This window comes from Streptomyces sp. NPDC024698 (genome assembly GCF_055559015.1).
Genome location: NZ_JBVHLK010000016.1, coordinates 50,399 through 70,412 on the forward strand (window position 1 = coordinate 50,399; position 20,014 = coordinate 70,412).

The 20,014-nt window shown below is 69.6% G+C and carries 17 protein-coding genes; 7 read left to right on the forward strand and 10 right to left on the reverse strand.

Going from position 1 to position 20,014, the window contains the following annotated elements; all coding sequences use genetic code 11:
• The first annotated feature begins 2 nt into the window (after positions 1-2).
• From ACZ4AA_RS28215 to ACZ4AA_RS28240, 6 genes are all read left to right on the forward strand, one after another.
• Positions 3-1,460: an aldehyde dehydrogenase family protein gene (locus tag ACZ4AA_RS28215; RefSeq protein WP_467608965.1), complete on the forward strand. Its 1,458-nt coding sequence runs from the start codon at positions 3-5 to the stop codon at positions 1,458-1,460.
• Between the two features lie 83 nt (positions 1,461-1,543).
• Positions 1,544-2,026 carry a LuxR C-terminal-related transcriptional regulator gene (locus ACZ4AA_RS28220; RefSeq protein WP_467608967.1) on the forward strand — a complete coding sequence of 161 codons (483 nt, stop codon included), beginning with the start codon at positions 1,544-1,546 and terminating at the stop codon, positions 2,024-2,026.
• Positions 2,027-2,146: 120 nt separating this feature from the next.
• Positions 2,147-3,121, forward strand: coding sequence for a GlxA family transcriptional regulator (locus tag ACZ4AA_RS28225; RefSeq protein ID WP_467608970.1), 975 nt, complete (start codon positions 2,147-2,149; stop codon positions 3,119-3,121).
• A 29-nt stretch (positions 3,122-3,150) separates the two neighbouring features.
• Complete coding sequence (locus ACZ4AA_RS28230; RefSeq protein ID WP_467608973.1) at positions 3,151-4,200, forward strand: aspartate-semialdehyde dehydrogenase; 1,050 nt, start codon at positions 3,151-3,153, stop codon at positions 4,198-4,200.
• On the forward strand, positions 4,197-5,441 hold the full coding sequence (locus ACZ4AA_RS28235; RefSeq protein ID WP_467608976.1) for an amino acid kinase family protein: 1,245 nt from the start codon (positions 4,197-4,199) through the stop codon (positions 5,439-5,441). The genes ACZ4AA_RS28230 and ACZ4AA_RS28235 overlap by 4 nt, the downstream gene beginning before the upstream one ends.
• Positions 5,442-6,246: 805 nt before the next feature.
• Entirely contained in the window at positions 6,247-7,299 is a 1,053-nt protein-coding gene (locus ACZ4AA_RS28240) for an Lrp/AsnC family transcriptional regulator (RefSeq protein WP_467608979.1), read from the forward strand.
• Between the two features lie 160 nt (positions 7,300-7,459).
• Here the strand turns inward: ACZ4AA_RS28240 and ACZ4AA_RS28245 are convergent, their stop codons facing one another.
• From ACZ4AA_RS28245 to ACZ4AA_RS28290, 10 genes are all read right to left on the reverse strand, one after another.
• Positions 7,460-8,974 carry a GMC family oxidoreductase gene (locus ACZ4AA_RS28245; RefSeq protein ID WP_467608982.1) on the reverse strand — a complete coding sequence of 505 codons (1,515 nt, stop codon included), beginning with the start codon at positions 8,972-8,974 and terminating at the stop codon, positions 7,460-7,462.
• A 114-nt stretch (positions 8,975-9,088) separates the two neighbouring features.
• Positions 9,089-10,453 (reverse strand): aldehyde dehydrogenase family protein, encoded by a 1,365-nt coding sequence (locus tag ACZ4AA_RS28250; protein ID WP_467608985.1) that lies wholly within the window; start codon positions 10,451-10,453, stop codon positions 9,089-9,091.
• Positions 10,453-11,553: a phenazine antibiotic biosynthesis protein gene (locus ACZ4AA_RS28255; RefSeq protein WP_467608988.1), complete on the reverse strand. Its 1,101-nt coding sequence runs from the start codon at positions 11,551-11,553 to the stop codon at positions 10,453-10,455. The genes ACZ4AA_RS28250 and ACZ4AA_RS28255 overlap by 1 nt, the downstream gene beginning before the upstream one ends.
• Before the next feature lie 99 nt (positions 11,554-11,652).
• Positions 11,653-12,300: a phenazine biosynthesis FMN-dependent oxidase PhzG gene (gene phzG, locus ACZ4AA_RS28260; RefSeq protein ID WP_467608991.1), complete on the reverse strand. Its 648-nt coding sequence runs from the start codon at positions 12,298-12,300 to the stop codon at positions 11,653-11,655.
• Positions 12,301-12,313: 13 nt separating this feature from the next.
• On the reverse strand, positions 12,314-13,147 hold the full coding sequence (locus ACZ4AA_RS28265; protein WP_467608993.1) for a PhzF family phenazine biosynthesis protein: 834 nt from the start codon (positions 13,145-13,147) through the stop codon (positions 12,314-12,316).
• On the reverse strand, positions 13,147-13,500 hold the full coding sequence (locus ACZ4AA_RS28270) for a hypothetical protein (RefSeq protein ID WP_467608996.1): 354 nt from the start codon (positions 13,498-13,500) through the stop codon (positions 13,147-13,149). Before ACZ4AA_RS28270 ends, ACZ4AA_RS28265 begins: the two co-directional genes overlap by 1 nt.
• The gene (locus ACZ4AA_RS28275) at positions 13,497-15,362 is read right to left on the reverse strand and encodes an anthranilate synthase family protein (RefSeq protein WP_467608998.1); all 1,866 of its coding nucleotides are present in this window, start codon (positions 15,360-15,362) and stop codon (positions 13,497-13,499) included. The genes ACZ4AA_RS28270 and ACZ4AA_RS28275 overlap by 4 nt, the downstream gene beginning before the upstream one ends.
• Positions 15,359-15,982, reverse strand: coding sequence for an isochorismatase family protein (locus tag ACZ4AA_RS28280; RefSeq protein WP_467609001.1), 624 nt, complete (start codon positions 15,980-15,982; stop codon positions 15,359-15,361). Before ACZ4AA_RS28280 ends, ACZ4AA_RS28275 begins: the two co-directional genes overlap by 4 nt.
• 24 nt (positions 15,983-16,006) lie before the next feature.
• Complete coding sequence (locus tag ACZ4AA_RS28285; RefSeq protein ID WP_467609003.1) at positions 16,007-17,173, reverse strand: 3-deoxy-7-phosphoheptulonate synthase; 1,167 nt, start codon at positions 17,171-17,173, stop codon at positions 16,007-16,009.
• 47 nt (positions 17,174-17,220) lie between these two features.
• Positions 17,221-17,730 (reverse strand): PhzA/PhzB family protein, encoded by a 510-nt coding sequence (locus ACZ4AA_RS28290; RefSeq protein ID WP_467609005.1) that lies wholly within the window; start codon positions 17,728-17,730, stop codon positions 17,221-17,223.
• A 915-nt stretch (positions 17,731-18,645) separates the two neighbouring features.
• On the opposite strand from ACZ4AA_RS28290, the gene ACZ4AA_RS28295 reads away from it, so the two are divergent.
• Complete coding sequence (locus tag ACZ4AA_RS28295) at positions 18,646-20,004, forward strand: FAD-dependent oxidoreductase (protein ID WP_467609007.1); 1,359 nt, start codon at positions 18,646-18,648, stop codon at positions 20,002-20,004.
• Positions 20,005-20,014 lie beyond the last annotated feature (10 nt).

The window sequence follows — 20,014 nt, forward strand, 5'->3', positions numbered from 1 at the left end:
CCGTGAGTGATGCAGCGATACCGGAACACCCGGCCGTCATCGCGGGGAAGCAGGTTCCCACGGACCGGTGGATCGACGTCCTCGATCCCTCGGACGCCCGCACCGTCGCGCGCGTCGCACGCTGCGGCCCGGCGGAGGTACGGGCCGCGGTGGAGGCCGCCCGGCACACCCACGAGAGCGTGTGGCGGTTCACGACGCCGGAGGAGCGCTCCCGGGTCTGCCGCCGCATCGCCGACATCCTGCGCTCCCGGCGCGAGGAACTCGCCGCGCTGGAGACCCTCGACACCGGCAAGCCGCTGCGCCAGTCGCTGGCCGACGCCGACGTGGCCGCCCGCTACTTCGAGTTCTACGCCAACGCCGTGGAAGGGCTCGGCGGCGAGACCATCCAGCAGCGCCCGGACCGCCCGGCCTTCACCCTGCGCGAACCGTACGGCGTGTGCGGGCACATCATTCCCTGGAACTACCCGCTCCAGATCGCCGCCAGAACCCTGGCACCCGCCCTCGCGGCCGGAAACTGCTGTGTCCTCAAACCGGCCGAGGACGCTCCGCTGACCTCACTGAGACTGGCCGGCATCGCCGAGGAGGCGGGACTCCCGCCGGGGGCCCTGAACGTCGTACCGGGCCTCGGGGAAGAGGCGGGCGCCGCGCTCGCCGCGCACCCCGGCCTGGACCGGCTGGCCTTCACCGGCTCGCGCGAGGTCGGCGAGGCCGTGATGACCGCGGCGGCACGCACCATCGTGCCGGTCACCCTGGAACTCGGCGGGAAGTCCCCGCACCTCGTGCTGCCCGACTACGACGCCGGCCTTGCGGTGCCGCAGATCGTGGAGTCGATCACCGAGCACGCGGGGCAGAACTGCTCGGCCGGCAGCCGGCTGCTCGTCCACCGCTCCGTCCACGGCGAACTGGTGGACGCGCTCGTCGAACGGTTCCGCGCCCTGACCATCGGGCCGGGCAGGACCGATCCCGACATGGGACCGCTCATCTCGGCGAAACAGCGCGCCAGGGTGCTCGCCCATCTGGCCGGGGGCCGGCGTGACGCCGTCCTCCGCACGGGCGGCGGTGTCCCCGAAGGCACGGCGTATGCCGACGGCTTCTTCGTGGAGCCCACCATCCTGGACCGGGTCACCCCGGAGCACCGGGTCTTCAACGAGGAGATATTCGGGCCGGTGCTGTGCGTATCGGTCTTCGACTCGCTGGAGGAGGCGGTCGCACTCGCGGAGCACACCACGTACGGACTGGCCGCCGGAGTGTGGACGTCCGACGTGACCCGCGCCCACTGGCTCGCCCAGCGGCTGAGGGTGGGGCAGGTGTTCGTGAACAACTACAGCGCGGCCGGGGGAGTCGAGCTTCCCTTCGGCGGTTACCGCCGCTCGGGAATCGGAGTGGAGAAGGGACTGGAGGCGCTGCGTGAATACACGCGGTGCAAGACGGTGGCGATCCACGCCCAGCTTCCTTCCTGACCCGGCGCCGGAATTTCCCACGCCCTCGGCCCTACGGAGAAGAGCGGTTCGGTCAATTCACCTCGGTGGAGGGAGTTCATCTGATGTCGCCTGTTGTGCGCGGTTCGGTCGAGGAACTGAGGACTCGGCAGTGCTGTGCGGTCTGCGGTGCACCGGCCCCGCCCGTGACGGCCCTGGCCGAGGGCGTCGCCAAGGTGCACAAAGCCCTGGGCGAGGCGCAGGACGCCCTCGAGGCCCAGGAACAGCTGATCGAGGACTTACGGGCCGACGGCCGCCGCAGCGCGGCCGTCGCCGCCCCGCCGCCGGCCGCCGAGACGCCGGGGGCACGCCAGGCCCTCGCCGTCCTGACGGCCCGCGAGCGTCAGATCCTGGTGCTCATCTCCCAGGGGAATTCGAATCGGAGGGTGGCCAAGGCGCTCGGGATATCCGAGAAGACGGTGAAGAACCATCTGTCCGCGGTGTTCATGAAGGTCGGCGCGTCCGATCGGACGCAAGCCGTCGTCATGGGCATCCGCAGCGGGATCGTGTCCATCGGCCAGCCCGTCGACGATGTGTCCCACCCCTGAGCACCGATGAGTGAATCCCCAGCGGCTTCCGGGTCCATGCCGTGAGTATGAGCGCCGATCCGGCCATGCGACAGCGGAGGGACTGTCAGAACACCATGTATTACTGCCACATTGGAAAACATGCTGAAAAACGTAGCCGCGGTCCTGCTCGACAACGTCCATCCCTTCGAGCTGGGTGTCGTCTGTGAGGTATTCGGGATCGACCGCCGTGAAGAGGGGCTGCCCGCGTACGACTTCGCGCTCGTCGCCGCGGAATCCCCGTCGGTGCGGGCGGTGCCCGGGTTCACCATCAGCACGCCCTACGGCCTCGACCGGCTGGAGGAGGCCGACCTCATCGCCATTCCGGTGGGGGACGACTTCCACACCCGGGAGTTCCCGCCCGCCCTGCTGGAGGCACTGCGCCAGGCGGTGGCCCGCGGCGCCCGGGTGGTCAGCGTCTGCGTCGGCGCCTTCGTCCTGGGGGCCGCGGGGCTCCTGGACGGACGCCGCTGCACCACCCACTGGCGGTACGCCGAGGCACTCGCCGAGCGCTATCCCAAGGCCCTGGTCGAACCCGGAGTGCTGTACGTCGACGAGGACCCGATCCTCACCTCGGCCGGCACCTCCGCGGGCATCGACGCCTGTCTCCACCTCGTGCGCAAGCTCCAGGGCAGCGATGTCGCCAACGCCATCGCCCGGCGCATGGTGGTGCCGCCGCACCGGGAGGGCGGCCAGGCCCAGTACATCGAACGGCCGGTGGCCCAGTACGGCGAGGACGGGGTGCGCGAGGTGCTGACCTGGGCGGAACAGAACCTGGACCAGGAGATCAGCGTCGAGCAGCTGTCCGCGCGGGCCTGCATGTCACCGCGCACGTTCGCCCGCCGCTTCCGGGCGGAGACGGGAACCACGCCCTACCGGTGGCTGCTGGCCCAGCGGGTGCTGAGCGCCCAGCGGCTGCTGGAGAACACCGACGAGACGATGGAGGCCGTGGCGGCCCGTACGGGATTCGCCAACGCGGCCGCCCTGCGGTACCAGTTCGTGCACTTCCTCGGCACCACTCCCAACGCGTACCGGCGGGCCTTCAGAGGCCGGTCACCGGACGCGACGACGTACTGAGCCCCGGACGGGGCGACAGGAGGACGGGAATGCTGCGCATCGCGGTAGTCGGCGCCACCGGAGCGGTGGGCCGGGAATGCCTGGCCCTGCTCGACGGCGGGATCGTGCCCGTGGAACAGGTGGTGCCCGTGGGATCGGCGCGCAGCGTCGGCCGGGACCTGGGCGCCGAACGGGGACTGTCCCTGCCCCTGACGGACCTGGTCACCCTCGACGATCTCGACCCCCGCGGTCTGGACGTCGCCGTCTTCTCCGCGGGCGCGGAGGTCAGCGCCCGGGAGGCGGAGCGGCTGGCCTCGGCCGGGGTGCTGGTCGTCGACAACAGCTCGGCGTTCCGGATGCGTCCCGACGTCCCGCTCGTGGTGTCCCAGGTCAATCCCGGCGCACTCGACGACCGGCCGGCGTCGGGCCTCGTGGCCAACCCCAACTGCTCGACCATCCAGCTGGTGCGCGCCCTGCACCCGGTGCACGAACTGGCCGGTCTGGAGAGCGCCGTGGTGGCGACCTACCAGGCGGCGTCCGGCGGCGGGCTGCGCGGTCTGGAGGAACTGGCCGAGGAGTCGAGGGCCGTCCTGGACGACCCCCGTACGCAGGGCGCGTCCGGCGGCCGCTTCGGGCAGCCGCTGGCCTTCAACCTCGTGCCCGAGATCGGGCTCCAGGACGAGGACGGGTTCACGCACGAGGAACGCAAACTCGTCCGCGAACCACGCAAGATCCTCGGTCTGCCGGATCTGCGGGTGAGCGCCACCGCGGTGCGGGTGCCGGTCTTCGACTGCCATTCCGAGGCCGTCCACCTGCGGCTGCGCGAGCCGGTCAGCGCCGCTTCGGTCGAGGAGGCCCTGGCCGCTACCCCCGGCCTGCGGGTCCACCGCCGCTCCCACAGCCCCTCGTACCCCATGCCCCGTAGCGTCTTCGCCCGGCGCGAGGACCGCGCGCTGGTCCACGTCGGCCGCGTCCGCGTCGAGCCGGAGGACGACCGGGCCCTCGCCTTCTGGGTGGTCGCCGACAACCTGTGGGTGGGGGCCGCGCTCAACGCGCTGGACATCGTCGCGCTCGCCCTGAAGAACGGCTGGCTGGGATGACGGCCCGTCCCGCGCCTGCCGGCCGGCCGCTGGTCCTGAAGTTCGGCGGTTCCGCCTTCGCCGACCTCGACGGCTACCGCCGCGTCGCCCGGTACGCGGTGCGCCGCGGGAGGGAGGAGGAGCGCCCGGTGGTCGTCGTGGTGAGCGCGATGTCCGGTACGACGGGCAGGCTCCAGCAGACCCTGGACGCCCTGGCCGCCGACCCGCCCGCCCACGCCGCGGCGATGCTCCTGACCGCGGGCGAGACGGTGAGCGTCGCCCTGCTCGCGGCCGCCCTGGACGCCGCGGGCGTGCCCGGGTGCCCGCTGCCGGCGGCGGCCACCGGACTCCTCGCCGAAGGGCCGGGCGACCGGGCGGAGTTGGTCTCGGCCAGTTCCGAGGCGCTGTCCAGGGCCCTGGCCGACTGTCCGATCGCCGTGGTCCCCGGCGGGCAGGCCGTCGACGCGGCCGGACGGACCGTCATGCTGGGCCGCAACAGCTCGGACCTCTCCGCGGTGGCGACGGCCGCGACCCTGGGCGCGGACACGTGCGAGCTCTTCTCCGACGTGCCCGGGGTGTGCACCGCCGACCCCCACCTCGTGCCGGAGGCCCGCACCCTGACCCGGATCAGCTACGAGGGAGTGCGCCGGATGTCCCGCCACGGCGCCAAGGTCGTCCACGAGGGCGCCGTGGACTGGGCGGAGCGCGAGGGGGTGCGGGTGCTGTGCCGGCCCTTCCCCTGGAGCGGGGGACCGGAACGCGGCACGGCCGTCGGGACGGGGCCGGCGGCGGCCGCGGTCGTCGTGCACAAGGACAGTGACGTGTGGTGCTTCCGGTCAGGACGGGAACGCCGGTCGGTGGGCGGACGGCTGCGGGCCGAGGGACTGACGGTCACCGAGTTCGACACCGCGAGCGAGGTGTGTCTGGCGGTGCCGGCCGGGGCGCGAGGCGTGGCCCGGCACGTGCGGACCGCGCGCCTCCTTGACGGCCTGTGCCTGGTCACCACCCTGGGGGCGGACGGCCGGGCCGATCACACCCTGGTGCCGCGTGCCGAGGCCGCCGCCGAGGCCCGCCGACGCCACGGCCTGCTGTACCCGGCCGCCACGGGCGCCACGGGCGCCCCGGGCCCGGCCGGGCCCTCGCCCGCCAAGGCCCGTTCCGCCCACAGCGACGTCCTGGTCGGCCCGGCGCGAGCCCCGGCCCAGATGCCTGTCCCGGCGCCGGTCCCGGCCTCCGCCCCGGAGGACGAGTGCCCTGACTGACCCGGAGACCGGGCGGAGGGAGCGCGCGGAGGGGGGCGGGCGGAACGGACCGCCGGGACGACGGAACGGGCCGGCCGGTGAGGGACGGCGACGCGGAACCGCCGGTCAGGGGCCCGTCGTCCGCTGGAACACACCGCTCAAGTTCGGTACGACGGCGGCTTCTTGGCGCCATCGCCGCCCCGGATCTTCGGCTCGGTCCCCGGGGGTCCGGTGGCGGACCGACGTACCCACGAAGGGCTAGAACATGTATGCTCGCCCGAAGTGTGAACCTAGTGGATTCCGCCGATCGAACCCTGACGATGAGTCAGGATTCCGGTGAATTCCTCTTGACCTATCGATATCCACTTCGTGGTGATGGTCATGGTCCGTGGTGGTTCAGGAGCTGGTCGGGGGGCTGGTGTAGTGGCAACGACTGCGTGCGATATTGCTGAATCGTTCGGCCTTGACCAGGCCGTGCGGGACGGAGAGACTCCCCGGCAGGCGTACGGCGCGGACGTGATGCCGGTATTCGGCGGACCGGCGCGGCTGTTGACGGACCGTCAGGTCGCCAGGTCTCGTATCCGAGGCCGGCAGGCCGGCGACACCGAACGTGAATTCCTTGAAGCGCGAGTATGGACTCGATGTCCGCGTGCCAAGTTCCGGCAAAGCATGACCGATCACGAGAACTGACTGACCATCATCGTGGAACGGAACTCGCCGGGGTCCTGGCGATGAAAACGCCGTCGTCGACAGTCAAGCCCACTGACGAGGTCCTGTCCTAGGCTAACCGGGGGAAACTGGTGCCGCGAACCTTGCTGAGCAAGCCTTGCTGAGCGTCCATGGTCCTAGACGGCCAGCGGGCGATTTTCCTGAGCCAACGGTTCCCGCAGTCGATGAATTAGACCACTGTATCATTCATGCCCTGCGCATTGACGGCCGGGCGCCATTCAGCCGGATCGCCGAGGTTCTGGGCGTCTCCACCCAAACGGTCGCCCGTCGTTACGGACGGCTGAGCAGCGAACTGTCGCTTCGCGTCGTCGGGGTGGTGAATCCACGGCAGCCGTCGGGCGGAAAGTGGATTCTGAGGCTCACGGCCAGCCCGAACACCGCACAGAGCGTCGCGTACAGCCTGGCCCGGCGCGACGACACCACCTGGGTGCGGCTCGTGTCCGGGGGAACCGAAATATGCTTCGTCATGAACTCCGCGGCGCACCATACGCTGTTGTTCCGCGAGATCCCTCGTGTGGCCAACATCGCCGAGGTGTCGGCCCACCGCCTGCTGCACACCTATCTGGGCGGTCCCACCGCATGGCAGGGGCACACGACCGCCCTCACCGATGAGCAGCAGGAACACCTGCGCCGAGCACGCGACTCGTCGGACGACGCCGACGAGCCCAAGCTCCGTTCGTCCCTGACCGAGGCGGACTGGCACGTGCTGGCGGCGTTGCAGAACAACGGCCGCATCAGCTACACGGATCTCGCCGCCGAGACCGGCCAGTCCACCTCGACCATCACGCGCCGACTCGCTGCTTTGCAGGCCGGCGGCATGCTCACCTTCGACGTCGAGATCAGTGCGGAGGTGTACGGCATCACCACGCAAGCCCTGCTGTGGATGTCCGTCGCCCCTGCGCATCTGAACCAGGTGGCGAGCACCCTGATCCAGCACAGGGAGCTGGCCTTCCTGGCCTCCACCACCGGCCCGACCAACCTGGTGGCCCTCGTCCTGTGCAAGAGCCCCAGCGAACTGCATGACTACCTGGCCGACAGTCTCAGCGCGCTGGACTCCATCCGCATCCTCGAAACAAGTCCTGTGCAGAGGACCCTGAAATCATGCAGTCCGTTCCTGCACAGCAGCCCACGACGCATCAATTCGGCCTGACGCGGGTTCTGGGCCTCCGTCAGTGAGCCGGGCTTCCCCTGGCCGAACTCTTGCCGAGTTCGGCCAGGGGAAGCGGCGTTTCCGTGCGGGAACGCGCGGCCCGGGGCGCGGCCCCGGATTCATCGAGGCCAGTGGCGAGCCTCTCGGCAGCCCCGGGTCATCAGTGGCTGTAGACGACGTGGGCGATGCGTTCGGCGATCATGATCGTGGTGAGGTTGGTGACGCTGGAGGGCACGTACGGAATGATCGAGGCGTCCACGACACGCAGGGCGGCGATTCCGTGCACGGCTCCGCGGGAGTCGACGACGGCCCGGGGCGAGTCGGCGGCACCCATGGGGGCGGTGGAGGTGGGGTGACCGTAGATGGAGAGACTGGATTCGATCACTCGCGTCAACTCCTCCGCGTCGTAGGGCAGTTCGCGCGGCATCAGAAGCCCGGCGAGCGACGGCGCGAGTGCCGGGTCACGGGCCAGATCACGGGCGATCCGTACGCCTTCGAGCATGCGTCGGCGGTCGCGCTCGGTGCCGAGGTAGTTGTGGTCGATCAGGGGCTGGGCCAGCGGATCGCGACTGGTGAGGCGCACCGTGCCCTGCGACTCGGGGAGCACGAGAGCCGTGGACAGGGCGATGACGCCGCCGTCGGGCATGAACGGAGCCCCGCCCGGATGCACGGCGACGACGTTCAGGTCGAGTTCACCGTCCGCGGCCTCGCTGGAGGCGGTCCACAGCAGCGCGCCGAGGGCCGGAGCCATCTCCCCTCGCCCCGGGGCGAGTGCGTGGACCGCGGGGCAGAAGGGGTGGTCCTGGAGGTGTTGGCCGACGGGCAGGTCGGCGAGCGGCTCGATGCCGAGCGAGGCCAGTTCGCCGGCGGGGCCGATGCCGGAGCGCAGCAGGATCGCCGCGCTTCCGTAGGTCCCGGCGGAGAGGATCACCTCGTCGGCAGGGTGCACCGTCCCGTCGGTGGTGACCACTCCGGTCGCGCTGCCACCGCGGAACAGGACCCGGTCGACGGCGACGGAACCGCGCACCGTGAGATTCGGGCGGGCGCGCACCGCGGCGGTGAGGTAGACCAGTGCGGTGTTCTGCCGGATCCCGTCGAGGACGTTGACCGCGAAGGCCCCGACGCCCTCCTGCTCGGCGCCGTTGAAGTCGGTGATCCGCTTGTGGCCGAGGGAGACCGCGGCGTCGATGAAGCCACGATGCGCCGGGGTCAGCTCGGAGTCGGTCAGCTGGCGCACGGGCATCGGCCCGCTTCGCCCGTGGAACTCGTCCTCGCCTGTGGGGGTGTTCTCCAGGTCGCGGAAGTACGGCAGGACGTCGGCGAAGTCCCAGTCGTCGAGCCCGTTCTCCGCCCAGCGGGCGAAGTCGCGGGCCCGGGCGCGGAGGGCGGCGCCGGCGTTGACGGCGGAACTCCCGCCCATCACCTTGCCGCGCAGGGCGACCATCGAGGGGCTCAGCCGCCCGCCCCGTGAGGTGTATCCCCAGTCGTGATCGAGATCGGCGATGCGGTTGGCGTCGAGCAGCGAGTCGGGGAATTGGGTGGGGCCGTAGTCCGGCCCGGCCTCGAGCAGCACGACGCGCCGGGCGGGGTCCTCGCTCAGGCGCGCGGCGAGCACTGCACCGGCCGACCCGCCGCCGACGATCAGGACGTCGGCCGGTTCGACGGAGTGGGACAAGGTAGGAGCCTTTCGGTCTCGTGGGAGTTGGAGGGGGCGTCCGGGCGGCGAGCCGCCGCGGACGCCGTCGGAACCGCGTTCACGGTGCGCACGGGAGCGTCGCCGGAACCACCATCAGTTCCGGACGACACCCTTGTTCCGCATGAGGAAGTCGGCGAGGTAGCCGTCGTGCGGCACCGAGGGATCCATCCAGTGGGTGTACTGGCTTCCCAGGTACAGGTTGGCGATGGTCGGCTCGTCGAGCAGGCGGTCGATGAGCCGGCTGTCGTGGGTCATCGCGTTGAGCACGAGCGTGTTCCTCAACGGCTCCGTACCGGCCTCGGGTGTCCACGGCGCGATCCACACGCAAGGGAACGGCAGTTCCACGCCTGCCTGCGGAGCGGCCGGATCATCGAGTTGGTGGACGGCCGGCATCAACGCGGCGCTCCCGTCCCCGAGTTCGCCCACGACGCCGTCGCCGCCGAGCCAGGACCGGGTGCCCGCCGCCTTCTTGAGCAGGTGCGTTTCGATCGCCTTGGCGACCGCGACCGGCTGTACGGGGAGTACGGCCTTGTCGTCCTCGGGCGGCAGGGGTGTCGCGGCGGACAACCGCGCCGCGACCGCCTCGGCGAGCGGAGTCGGGTCGCCCTCCACGAAGATGGCCGTCGTGTTCACGCATCCGGTCCCGCCGTGGCCGCTCACGGAGGAGACGATCACGTCCAGGTGCTCGCGCCAGTCCACATCGGCCGTGATGAGGATCTTCGACCGGCCCGGCCCCTGCGGCAGCACCGTCGCGGCCCCGCCATACTTGCGGGTCACCTCCTCGCCGCCGTACACCATCCCCAGGTCGGCGCCGCGCAGAACGGCGTCGGCACCGGCGTGGTCGGTGGGCAGGAGCACCACCTGGTCGTCGGCGAATCCCGCGCTCCGCAGGGCCGCCACGAGCCGGTGAGGGGTGAAGGGATCGCGGCTCGACGGACGGACCGCGACGCGGTAGCCCAGCGCCAGTGCCTCCGGCCAGATGCTGTGGGTGCCGGGGTGGTTGCCCGCGGCGTGCACGGCGAACACGTCTCCGCGCCGTGTCCACACCGCACGCCCGGTCCGCGTCAGCGGATCGCGCCAGTTGTCGACCGCGCCACGGGGGCGTGCGTACTGGACGCTCGCATGAGCCTTCGCCACCCGTTCGGCGACCGTCGTGGTCGCCGTGACGACGGAGGAGATCGGGACTCCACCGACCCGGCTGACGGCGTGTTGATATTCCTCGACGGTCAGGCCGTCGATCGTGGCGGTCGCGAAGAGCTCGGCCGCACGGATCAGCGCGCCGGCCCGTTCGTCGGCGGGCAGGACGCCGCCCCGCCGCAGCGCCGCCATGGTGCGGTTGACGTACAACGGCGGCACGAGGCTCAGTTCCGCGCGGGCGGTGCCCGCCACATCGGTGACCGTCTGCCTGTTGCTGGCGCGGAAGGCGCCCTTCGCGCCGAGCGCGGGCAGGTCGATCATTAGTAGACCCCCTCGATGACGTCCTCGTCCTCGAACACCGCGACCGTGGAGATGTCGGCGACCGAGTCCCCGACCAGGCCGTTCTCCTGCGGAATGCGCGTGGCGAGGTCACGTTCCAGGTTGCTGGGCAGCAGGAAGGACTTGCTGACGTGGTTGACCAGCACCCGGCCCCGCTCTCCGTAGGGCACCGGATCGAGGCTCTTCGGATCGACGACCGTGAAGGTCACGTAGGGGGAGAACGAGTCGAAGACACACGGATCGTCGAGGGAGATCCCGGCACGCTCGCCGGCGACCCCGATGATCATCGTGCTTCCGTACTCGCCGCACAGCGCGACGTCGGGGAACACCTCGGTCTTGAAGATGCGCCGGGAGTCGGCGTCCATCTGCGTGCCGCCCCACCTGATGCACTTCACCCGCTCGTTCACCAGGGCGACCAGCTTCTCGTCCCTGGAGAGCCGTTCCAGCAGCGGGGGAGTGATGGTGAGCAGGCCGACGTCCTGCGTCCGCAGGACCTCGGCGGCCTGGTCGATCAGGTGCTGGCCGTAGGCGTCGACCTGCCCGAACTGACCCTCGGAGATGAGCCGCTTCACCCAGCGCGGATCGAGGTCGATCGTGAAGCCGTGGCGGCCGTGCGTGACGGCGTGCTGCCGGAACAGGGTGCCCACGACGTGCGGTCCGGTCGGGATGATTCCCAGCCAGTTCGCTCCGCGCGGCACACCGTGACGGTCGAGGTTCGCGTTGCTCCAGCTCACCATGCGGACCAGCCAGTCCCGCATCAGGACGACCCGCTTGGGGGCGCCGGTGGTGCCGCCGCTCTCGAAGAACCCGATCACGTCGGGCTGATTCCCGTATCCCCTGGGTATCAGGTCCTCGCCACGGACGTCACGAAGCTCCGCGGCCACGTTCGGGAAGAGCCGCAGGTCCTCGTGCGTCTTGACATCGGCTCGCGGATCGAAGCCGAGAGTGGCGGCTCGGTCCAGCCAGAACGTGCAGCCGGTCTCGGGATTGAAGTGCCACTCCATGGCGGCGCGGATGAACTCGTCCGGATCGGGCTGGACGTCGAACGGAAGATCCAGGATCTGGTCTGCGGTGAGAGGCATGGTCTCTTCCTCAGGGAAAGGGTCGGGTGTGTCCGGGCACGACGACGCCGAAGCGGTGAAAGGCCGTGTGCGCCAGGGTGGTTGGCCGGAGAAGCGGGACTACGGTTGCAGCCGGCTCGTACGCCACTGGAGCGAGTCGCGGTCGTAGCGCAGCCTGCGGTGCAGCCGGTCCGAGCTCGCGGACCAGAACTCGACGACGTCGGGCTCCAGCCGGTAGCCGACGAAGAACTCCGGCCGGGGCTGGGCCTCCCCGGTCAGTTCCAGGCCGCGTGCCCTGGTGCGAAGGGCCTCGACGTCCTCCAGGTCCTCCAGGGGCTCGCTCTGCCGGGTGACCGTCGACATGGCGTGCAACGGAATCGGCCGGGCGGACCACAGCGCGTCCGACTCGGCGTCGGGCAGCAGCACGACCGGACCGGAGAGGATGATCTGCTGACCGGTCTCCCGCCAGTACAGCAATCCCGACGCCCAGCCCGTGGCGGCGAGTTCGCGCCCCTTCTGGCTGCGGCTGTGGCTGGTGAACACCAGACCGAGGTCGGTGACCTCGGTGATGGCGACCACCCGGTTGGAGGCGCGGCCTTCGGAGTCGGCAGTGGCCAGCGACAGCGCGCTGGGCTCGCGGACTCCGATCTCCTTCGCCTCGGAGAGCCAGCCGCGCACCAGCCCGAGAGGCTCCGACGGCGGCTGGTCGTACTCGGGGAAGGGGAGGTCGACCTTCCCGCTGAGGGACTCGAATCCACTTGCGTCCATCAAAGGGCCCCCGTCAGACATTGATTGTTCCCTCGGCGACCATGACGGCGTGCCCGCCGACGGTGACCGAGCTGATCGACTCGCCGACCCCCTCGGCGGTCGCCCTCATGACCGACGGGCGTCCCATTTCCACACCCTGGGTGATTCTGATCTCCTGCCCGTACTCGGCGAACCCGTGTCTGGCCAGGTGAATCGCGAGAGGCCCGGCGGCGGAACCGGTCGCCGCGTCCTCGACCACGCCGTAGGCGGGGGAGAACATCCGTGTCCGCCAGCCCCCGTCCTCCTCGGCGAAGCAGTTGGCGGCCATGTCGGGGAAGCGCGAGAGGGCGCGATGATCCGGGTGGAGAGCGGAAAGCGCCTCGACGTCGCTCAGCCCCACGAACACGTGACGCGGCCCGTTGTGGTAGATCTCGACCGGGGCCGTCGACGACTCGACGCCGAGTGCGGCCAGGAGGTCCGTGGCGAGATCGTAGGGCTTCGAACTGGGAACCGGCTGCTCCATCTGGACCCACGCGGCGCCGTCGCGGGTGCCCAGCTCGAACGGGATGACGCCCATCGCGGTCTCCAGGAGCAGCCTGTCGCGGCCCCAGGTCCGGCCGAGCGCGAAGGCCGTGCCGAGCATCGGGTGCCCGGCGAACGGCAGTTCGTTCACCGGGGTGAAGATCCTGATCCGTGCGTCGCCTTCCTGCTCGGCCGGCAGCACGAAGGTGACCTCGGAGAGGTTCATCTCCTTCGCGATGCGCTGCATCGTCCCACCGGTCAGATCCTCGCTGTCGAAGAAGACGGCGACCGGGTTGCCCAGCAGGGGCTCGCTGGCAAAAGCGTCTACGACCATGTAGTGGTGCATTACCTGCGCTCCAGGGATTGTGCCGGTACCGAGGGCCCGGCGGAGAAGGCGAGGCCGAGCGAGTCGATCCCCTCGGCCACCGCCGCGACGTCGAAGCCGGTGCGGTGGTCGGGTGGGTACCCGATCAGCTCGGCCGCCCGGTTGGGGGGCAGTTGCTGATCCGCCGGGACGTCCGCGTCCCACCACATGACCGCGCCCCAGCGGCCGCGTTCACGGTCGGCGATCCACAGCTTCAGGCGCAGTCCCTTGACCTCGTGCCACGGCTCGACGGAGCCGTCACGAAGATCCCTCTCCAGGGATTCGACGGTCTGGTGGGACCTGGCCAGGTCCCACCAGACGACATCCACTCTCATCGGCCGAGTACCCCCTGTATCGCGTTCTCGATGATGCGCGGGCCGTCGACGGTGAGCACGGACTCGGCATGGAACTGCATCGAGGCGAAGCCCGGCCCGCGCAGCGCGTTCACCTCGCCGGTCTCCTGGTCCCGGCTCACCTCGACCACGCCGATCCCTTCGACGGTCCGCTCGCTCACCGCGCTGTGCGCGGCGAACGTGTTGTAGAAGCCCACGCGTTCGGGCACGCCGAACAGTTCGATCCCGCGCTGTACGCCCTGGTTGGGTACCTCGCGGCGGTGCAGTTCGAAGCCGAGCTTCGTGCTGAGCACCTGATGGCTCAGGCACACGGCCAGCATCGGCCGGCGATGCGCGAGCGCGGTGTCGATCGACTGCCGCAGCTTGGCGATCTTGGCGTGGGAGGTCATGCGCGGATCTCCCGGACCGGGGCCGAAGACCGTCAGGTCGTGGGCCGTCACGTCGTAGGGCTCGTCGAAGCGGCGGACCTCCACGGACAGCCCCAGTGACCGCAACTGCTGTTCGAGCATCGCGGTGAAGGTGTCCTCCGCGTCCACGACCAGTGCCGTCAGGCCGTCCAGCGAGGCCCCGGCCGACGGGCGCTCGTCCTTGCCCCGGAGCCAGAAGTCCGCGATCCCCTCGTTGCGGCGCTCCAGGGCGACGCGGACCTCCGGGTCGGCCGCGTAGCTCGATGAACGGCCGGACTTGAGCGCGTTGAGCAGGGTCGCCAGCTTGCCGTGGGTCTCGGCGGCCTCGGCCATGGGGTCGGAGTGGCGCACCAGGGTGGCCCCCACGGAAATGCTGATCCGGCCGCCGGGATCGATGTCGGCCGTGCGGATCAAGATCGCCGAGTCGAGTGTCTGCTGTCCGGCCGCGTCCCGTCCGATCAGCGCGGCGACCCCGCTGTAGTAGCCGCGGCCCTTCGGCTCGTAGCGCGAGATGACCTTGGCGGCGCTCTCCAGCGGGCTCCCGGTGACGGTCGGGGCGAACATCGTCTCGTGCAGGACCTCGCGCACGTCGCGGCTGGTCCTGCCCTCGATCAGGTACTCGGTGTGCGCCAGCCGCGCCATCTCCTTCAGGTACGGCCCGTGGACGCGCCCCCCGTCGTCGCACAGCCGGGCCATCATCTTCAGTTCCTCGTCGAGGACCATGTAGAGCTCGTCGGTCTCCTTGGTGTCGGCGAGGAACTCCATGACGCCCTGCAAGGTGGGGCCGCCGGACGGATACCGGTACGTGCCGCTGATCGGGTTCATGACGGCCGTGCCGCCGGTGAGCGAGATGTGGCGCTCCGGTGTCGCACCGACGAGAGTGTTGCGGCCGGTGTGGATGATGAAGGTCCAGTAGGCCTTCTCCTCGCGCTCCAACAGCCGCCGGAAGAAGGACAGGGCGCTGGTCAGCGAGTAGTCGCCGATGTCCGCGACGAACGAGCGCTTCATCACGAAGTTGGCGCCCTCGCCGGTGCCGATCTCCTCGGTGACGATCTGACGCACCATCTGCGCGTAGGCGGCGTCGTCCATGTCGAAGTGGCCGTCGGTCAGTTCCGTCGGGACCTGCGGGAAGCCGGCGAGAGCTTCGGCGACCGGCACCGTGTCGCGGGCGGTGAGGCTCATCGCGAGCAGGGGCGTGGCGTCGTCCAGCGCGGCGAAGCCGCGATCGGCCAGCTGCCGGTAGGGGACGAGCACCAGCGTGTCGAGCGCGGGCCCCGGCCCGGGGTCGTCGGCCAACGGGATGTCGTCGAGCGACTTGTACTCGGTCACCTGGCCGGTCAGGACGTCCAGCGTGCCGGGGGAGCCGCTTTCGGGACGGTGGATGATCGCGAAGGCGGGTACTTCCAGCGCGAGTACCTGTTCGAGAAGGGTGCTCATGCGAGCACGTCCTCGGTCCGGACCACCATGGCGCAGCACCGTGCCGCGTATTCGAGGGTCATCGTGTGACGGTCCTCGGAGAAGTCGCCGAGCGCGTCGGCGACCAGGAAGGGCTGGACGTCGTGGGAGAAGGCCTCCAGAGCGGTCGACAGCACACCTATATGCGCGTAGACGCCGCAGATGATCAGCTGGTCACGCTGTTGCGCGCGCATGCGCTGGAGCAGCTCCGACCCGAAGAACGCGCTGTAGCGCCACTTCGTGCTCATCCAGTCGTCCGCGTCGGGTGCGAGTTCGGGGACGACCGCGCGTTCGGTCTCGTCCGTGCGCATGCCGGGTCCCCAGAAGTCCTTCAGGAGCCCACGCTGCTGTTCCGTCATGCCACCGGGCTGGGCGGTGTAGGCCACCGGCACCCCCAGTGCTCCGCAGCGCTTCTTGAGGTCGGCGATGTTACTCACCAATTCGCCGCGCATGCCCTCCTCGAAGGGTTCGAGGAAATAGCTCTGCATGTCGTGGATGAGGAGCACCGCCCGATCCGGGTCGACGGTCCAGCTCACGGTGTTTTCCGGCAGTGCGTCCCTTCGCGGCAGTCTGTAAGGCGCGATCGGCGGTATTCCCGTCATCACAAGGCTCCCTCTCTAGGAATCTCAGTACTCGGACCACGCCGCGACCACCTTGATGGCCTGGGGGGTGTTGAGCCGCGGATCGCACAGGCTGGTGACGGGGCCCGACCCCAGCTCGGCCGTGTCCAGCACGCACTCGGTCACGTCGTCGGGGGTCGCTTCGAGGTGAAGCCCCCCGGCAGGGAGTCCCGCCAGGTCCAGGACCCGCCGGAAGCCGCGGACTTCCCGGGCGACGGTCTCCACGAGCCGGTATTTGGTGCCGTCGGCCGCGCAATCGGTGTTCCCGTGCATCGGGTCGCTGAGCCAGACCACCGGGTGCCCGGCCGACTGCACCGCCTCGACGAGCCGGGGCAGCCTGTCGGCGACGAGGTCGGCGCCCATGCGCACGATGAGGGAGAGCCGGCCAGGCTCCCGCTCCGGGTCCAACCGGTCGCACAGTTCGACGATCTCGCCGGCGGTCATCGACGGGCCGACCTTGCAGGCGACCGGGTTGGCCACCTGGGCGAGCAGCGCGACGTGCGGGCCGTCGATCTGCCGGGTCCGCTCGCCGATCCACGGCCAGTGGGTGGAGCCGAGCAGGTACCGGCCGCCGTCGAGCTCCCGGAGCATCGACATCTCGTAGTCCAGGAGCAGCGCTTCATGGCTGGTCCAGACGACGGACCCGTCGGGCCGGGGTGCCGAGCCGACCCACCCGAGCCGCGTCGTGATCTCCCGCGCCGCCATGTAGCCCGTGAGCATGCGCAGCGGATCGGGGCGCCTGCTCTCGTGGGTGGGCTCCGGCCCGTTGATCATGTGCCCGAAGAAGGACGGCAGTTCGTCGTCGCCGAGCTTCTCGACCTGGCTGGAGCGGGGCTTGCAGAACTGCCCCGCGATCCGCCCGACCCGCAGCGTCTGCTTGCCGGTGGCGTTCTCCAGGTTCTGGGCGAGCAGATCGATGAGTCCGGTCTTGCCTCGGATGTGCCCGGCGGTGCACTCGGCCGGGTCCTCCGCACAGTCCCCGGCCTGGAGCACGTGCATCTCGCCGATGGCGACGCGGGCCAGGTGGGAGCGGAGGTTCTCTACCTGCGCCGCGGTCACCAGCGGGGTGACGGACGACAGCATCGCTCGTACGAGCTCGACCTGTGAGGGATTGTCCCATTCGGGCTGATGGCGCGCCTGGGCTCTGTCGATGTCGGCAAGGATGTTTCCCATAACGACCTTCTCCATTGATGGGTAAGAAGCCGCCCGGCGAACGGCGTTCAGGTCGGTATGTCGGCCCGCTTGACCTGAGGGACGGGGATGCCCAGAGCCCTGAACTGCTGGCAGGGGTTCATGAACTCGCGCTGGCGCTTGATCTTCCCGTTCTCGAACAGGAAGGAGTGCAGGAAGTGATTGGTGTAGTGGCCGTCGGGATAGTCGGCGAAGCGGATGGTCCCCTCGCCGTCGCATTCGACCCAGAACTGGTTGGGGTCCTGCGTGTCGAAGATCTCGATGTTCGTCCAGGCCCAGTCGGGGAAGCACTTGAGTGACCATTGGCCGTGGTCACCCAGTCGGTCCCTGCCCGTGATGACGATCGGCTGCCCGGTTTCGGTGGTCCAGAGACCACCGGAGCCGTCTTCGGTGAACAGAAGGTGACGGCGCAGGCGATCCTCCCCGCGGGTATTCATGTACTGCTTCACGATCGCCCGGTTGCTCGCTCGCAGTTCCGCTTCGCCGCGGGAACTCGACAGCGTATCGGTGATTTCAGTGGTGCCGGTGATGTCGGCCATTGGCTCTTCCTGTAGTGCCGAAGTAAAGCGGAAGGCACCGCGCGCACAAGGGCAGACACGACCAGACATGACGACGCCGAAAGAGCACAGTCATGCATCGGTTCATGAGATTTCTGTTGAACCCCCCTCTCGCGCACGGCGAGTAGGCGAAATCTTGTTCATACCCTGGCTGGTTCGGGAAGCCGATCACCGCTGTCTGACCGAAAAATTCCAGCCGGAATCACCGTCTGAGGGATCTGCTCCACGGCGGGTGCGTTTTCGCCCGAGGACTCGTAAACGATCTTGTGGCCGCGGGCTGTCGGGCCGTGTCCGGCGTGACGATTCCTCCGACGCCGGCTGCGCCGGTGGGCGGAAGCGGGAGTGTTCGACGAGGTCCACCGGACATCACCTGATCCGCGACGGCAGCGGCACCCCGCTGAAAGTGATCACGCCCGGCGGCGACGTCCCCGACGTGACCCGGGCACTCGCCCTGGTCGACGACGTCCGTCCGCGGCCGGGGTCCCGTCCGCGGCGGGCCGGCCGGCCAACCGTCCGCCCGGGAGTCGGCCCGCCCGCCGGCCCGCACTCCTGTCCCCTCTATAGGGAGCCCGCGCCCCCCTATAGAGGGGACAGGAGCTCCGGTTCGGCACCGGTGGCCGGACAGGTGACGCCTGCCTGACCGCCGACGCGCTGAAGCCTCGCCTCCGACGTGAATTTCGGCCACGCGAGCCGCGCTCGATGGAACGAACAAGCCAATACCGCGCCCTGCACGGTGGCCAAACCTATCGGGCACCTATGTTCGCGGTGCGCACCGCACACTTCGATGATTTCCATGGCGAAGGATGCGGGAATCTAACGCCGAGCATCGGCCGCGATCACCCATATCTTGCATGACGTACTCCACACAAGACATTTGCCCAACCAGAAGGAATTCCAGTGAAGCGTATCGGTGAACATGCGGTGGTGCTGGGAGCGAGTATTTCGGGTCTGCTTGCCGCCCGGGTGCTCTCCGAGGCATTCGACCGGGTAACGGTGGTGGAGCGTGACCAGCTGCCGGAGGGGCAGCGGACTCAGCGGCGAGGTGTGCCGCAGGGCCGTCACGCTCACGGCCTGCTCTCCAAGGGCGCGAAGATATTCGAGGAGCTGTTCCCCGGGATACTCGACGACTTCGTCGACGGTGGCGCGCCCGTCATCGACGGACCTGCCGAGCTGCGGATGAGCCTGGGCGGGCACTTGCTGTGCATGGACGGCGAGTACGCCGATCTGTCCCGCACCTATCAGCCGAGCCGGCCGCATCTGGAGAGCAGGCTCCGCGCCCGCATCGGGGATCTCGCGAAGATCAAGGTCATCGACGAGTGCCAGGTCACCGGCCTGGAGACCACCTCGGACAACGACGCCGTCACCGGTGTGCGCGTCAGGTACGTGGGCAGCGGCTCAGAGGACGTCATCCCCGCCGATCTGGTGGTGGACGCGACCGGCCGGTCCGGACGGACCACCAAGTGGCTGGTCGAGATGGGATACGAGCCGCCGCTCGAGGAGCGCATCGACGTCGACATCATGTACACCAGCCGGTATCTGCGGCCGGCCCCGGGTTCGATGGGCCGTGAGAAGGTCGTGATCATCGGGCACGCGCCGGGGAGCCCCAAGGGCGCGGAATTCCTGGAGGAAGAGGACGGTCGCTGGGTCCTGACGCTGATCGGATACCGCGACCACCACCCGCCGACCGACCCGGCCGGGTGGGTGGAGTTCGCCAGGCCGCTGGTTCCCGAACACGTCTTCGCCGCGATCCGCGACGCCGAGCCGCTCAGCGAGATATCCGCGCACCGGTTCCCGGCGAGCGTGCGCCGCCGCTACGAGAAGCTCACCCGATTCCCGCGCAGGCTGCTGGTGGTGGGCGACGCGATCTCCAGCTTCAACCCCATCTACGCCCAGGGGATGACGGTGGCCTCGCTCCAGGCGATGGCGCTGCGCGACTCGCTGAGCGGCGACCTGGACCAGGTCGGGCCACGATTCTTCCGCAAGGCCGCCAAGCCCATCGGCGTCGCCTGGAAGATGGCGACCGGCAGTGACCTGGCCCTGCCTCAGATCGAAGGCCCGAGGCCGCTTCCCGTGCGGCTCATCAACTCCTACATGGACAAGGTGCTCGCCGCGGCCGAGACGGACATGGTCGTGGCCGAGAGATTCCTGAAAGTCCAGTACTTGCTCGAACCGCCGACAGCGGTGTGCACCCCGGGCATCATGTGGCGCGTTTTCACGGCCAATCGCCGGCGACGCTCCGCAGCACACACCAGTTAATGGAGGTAAC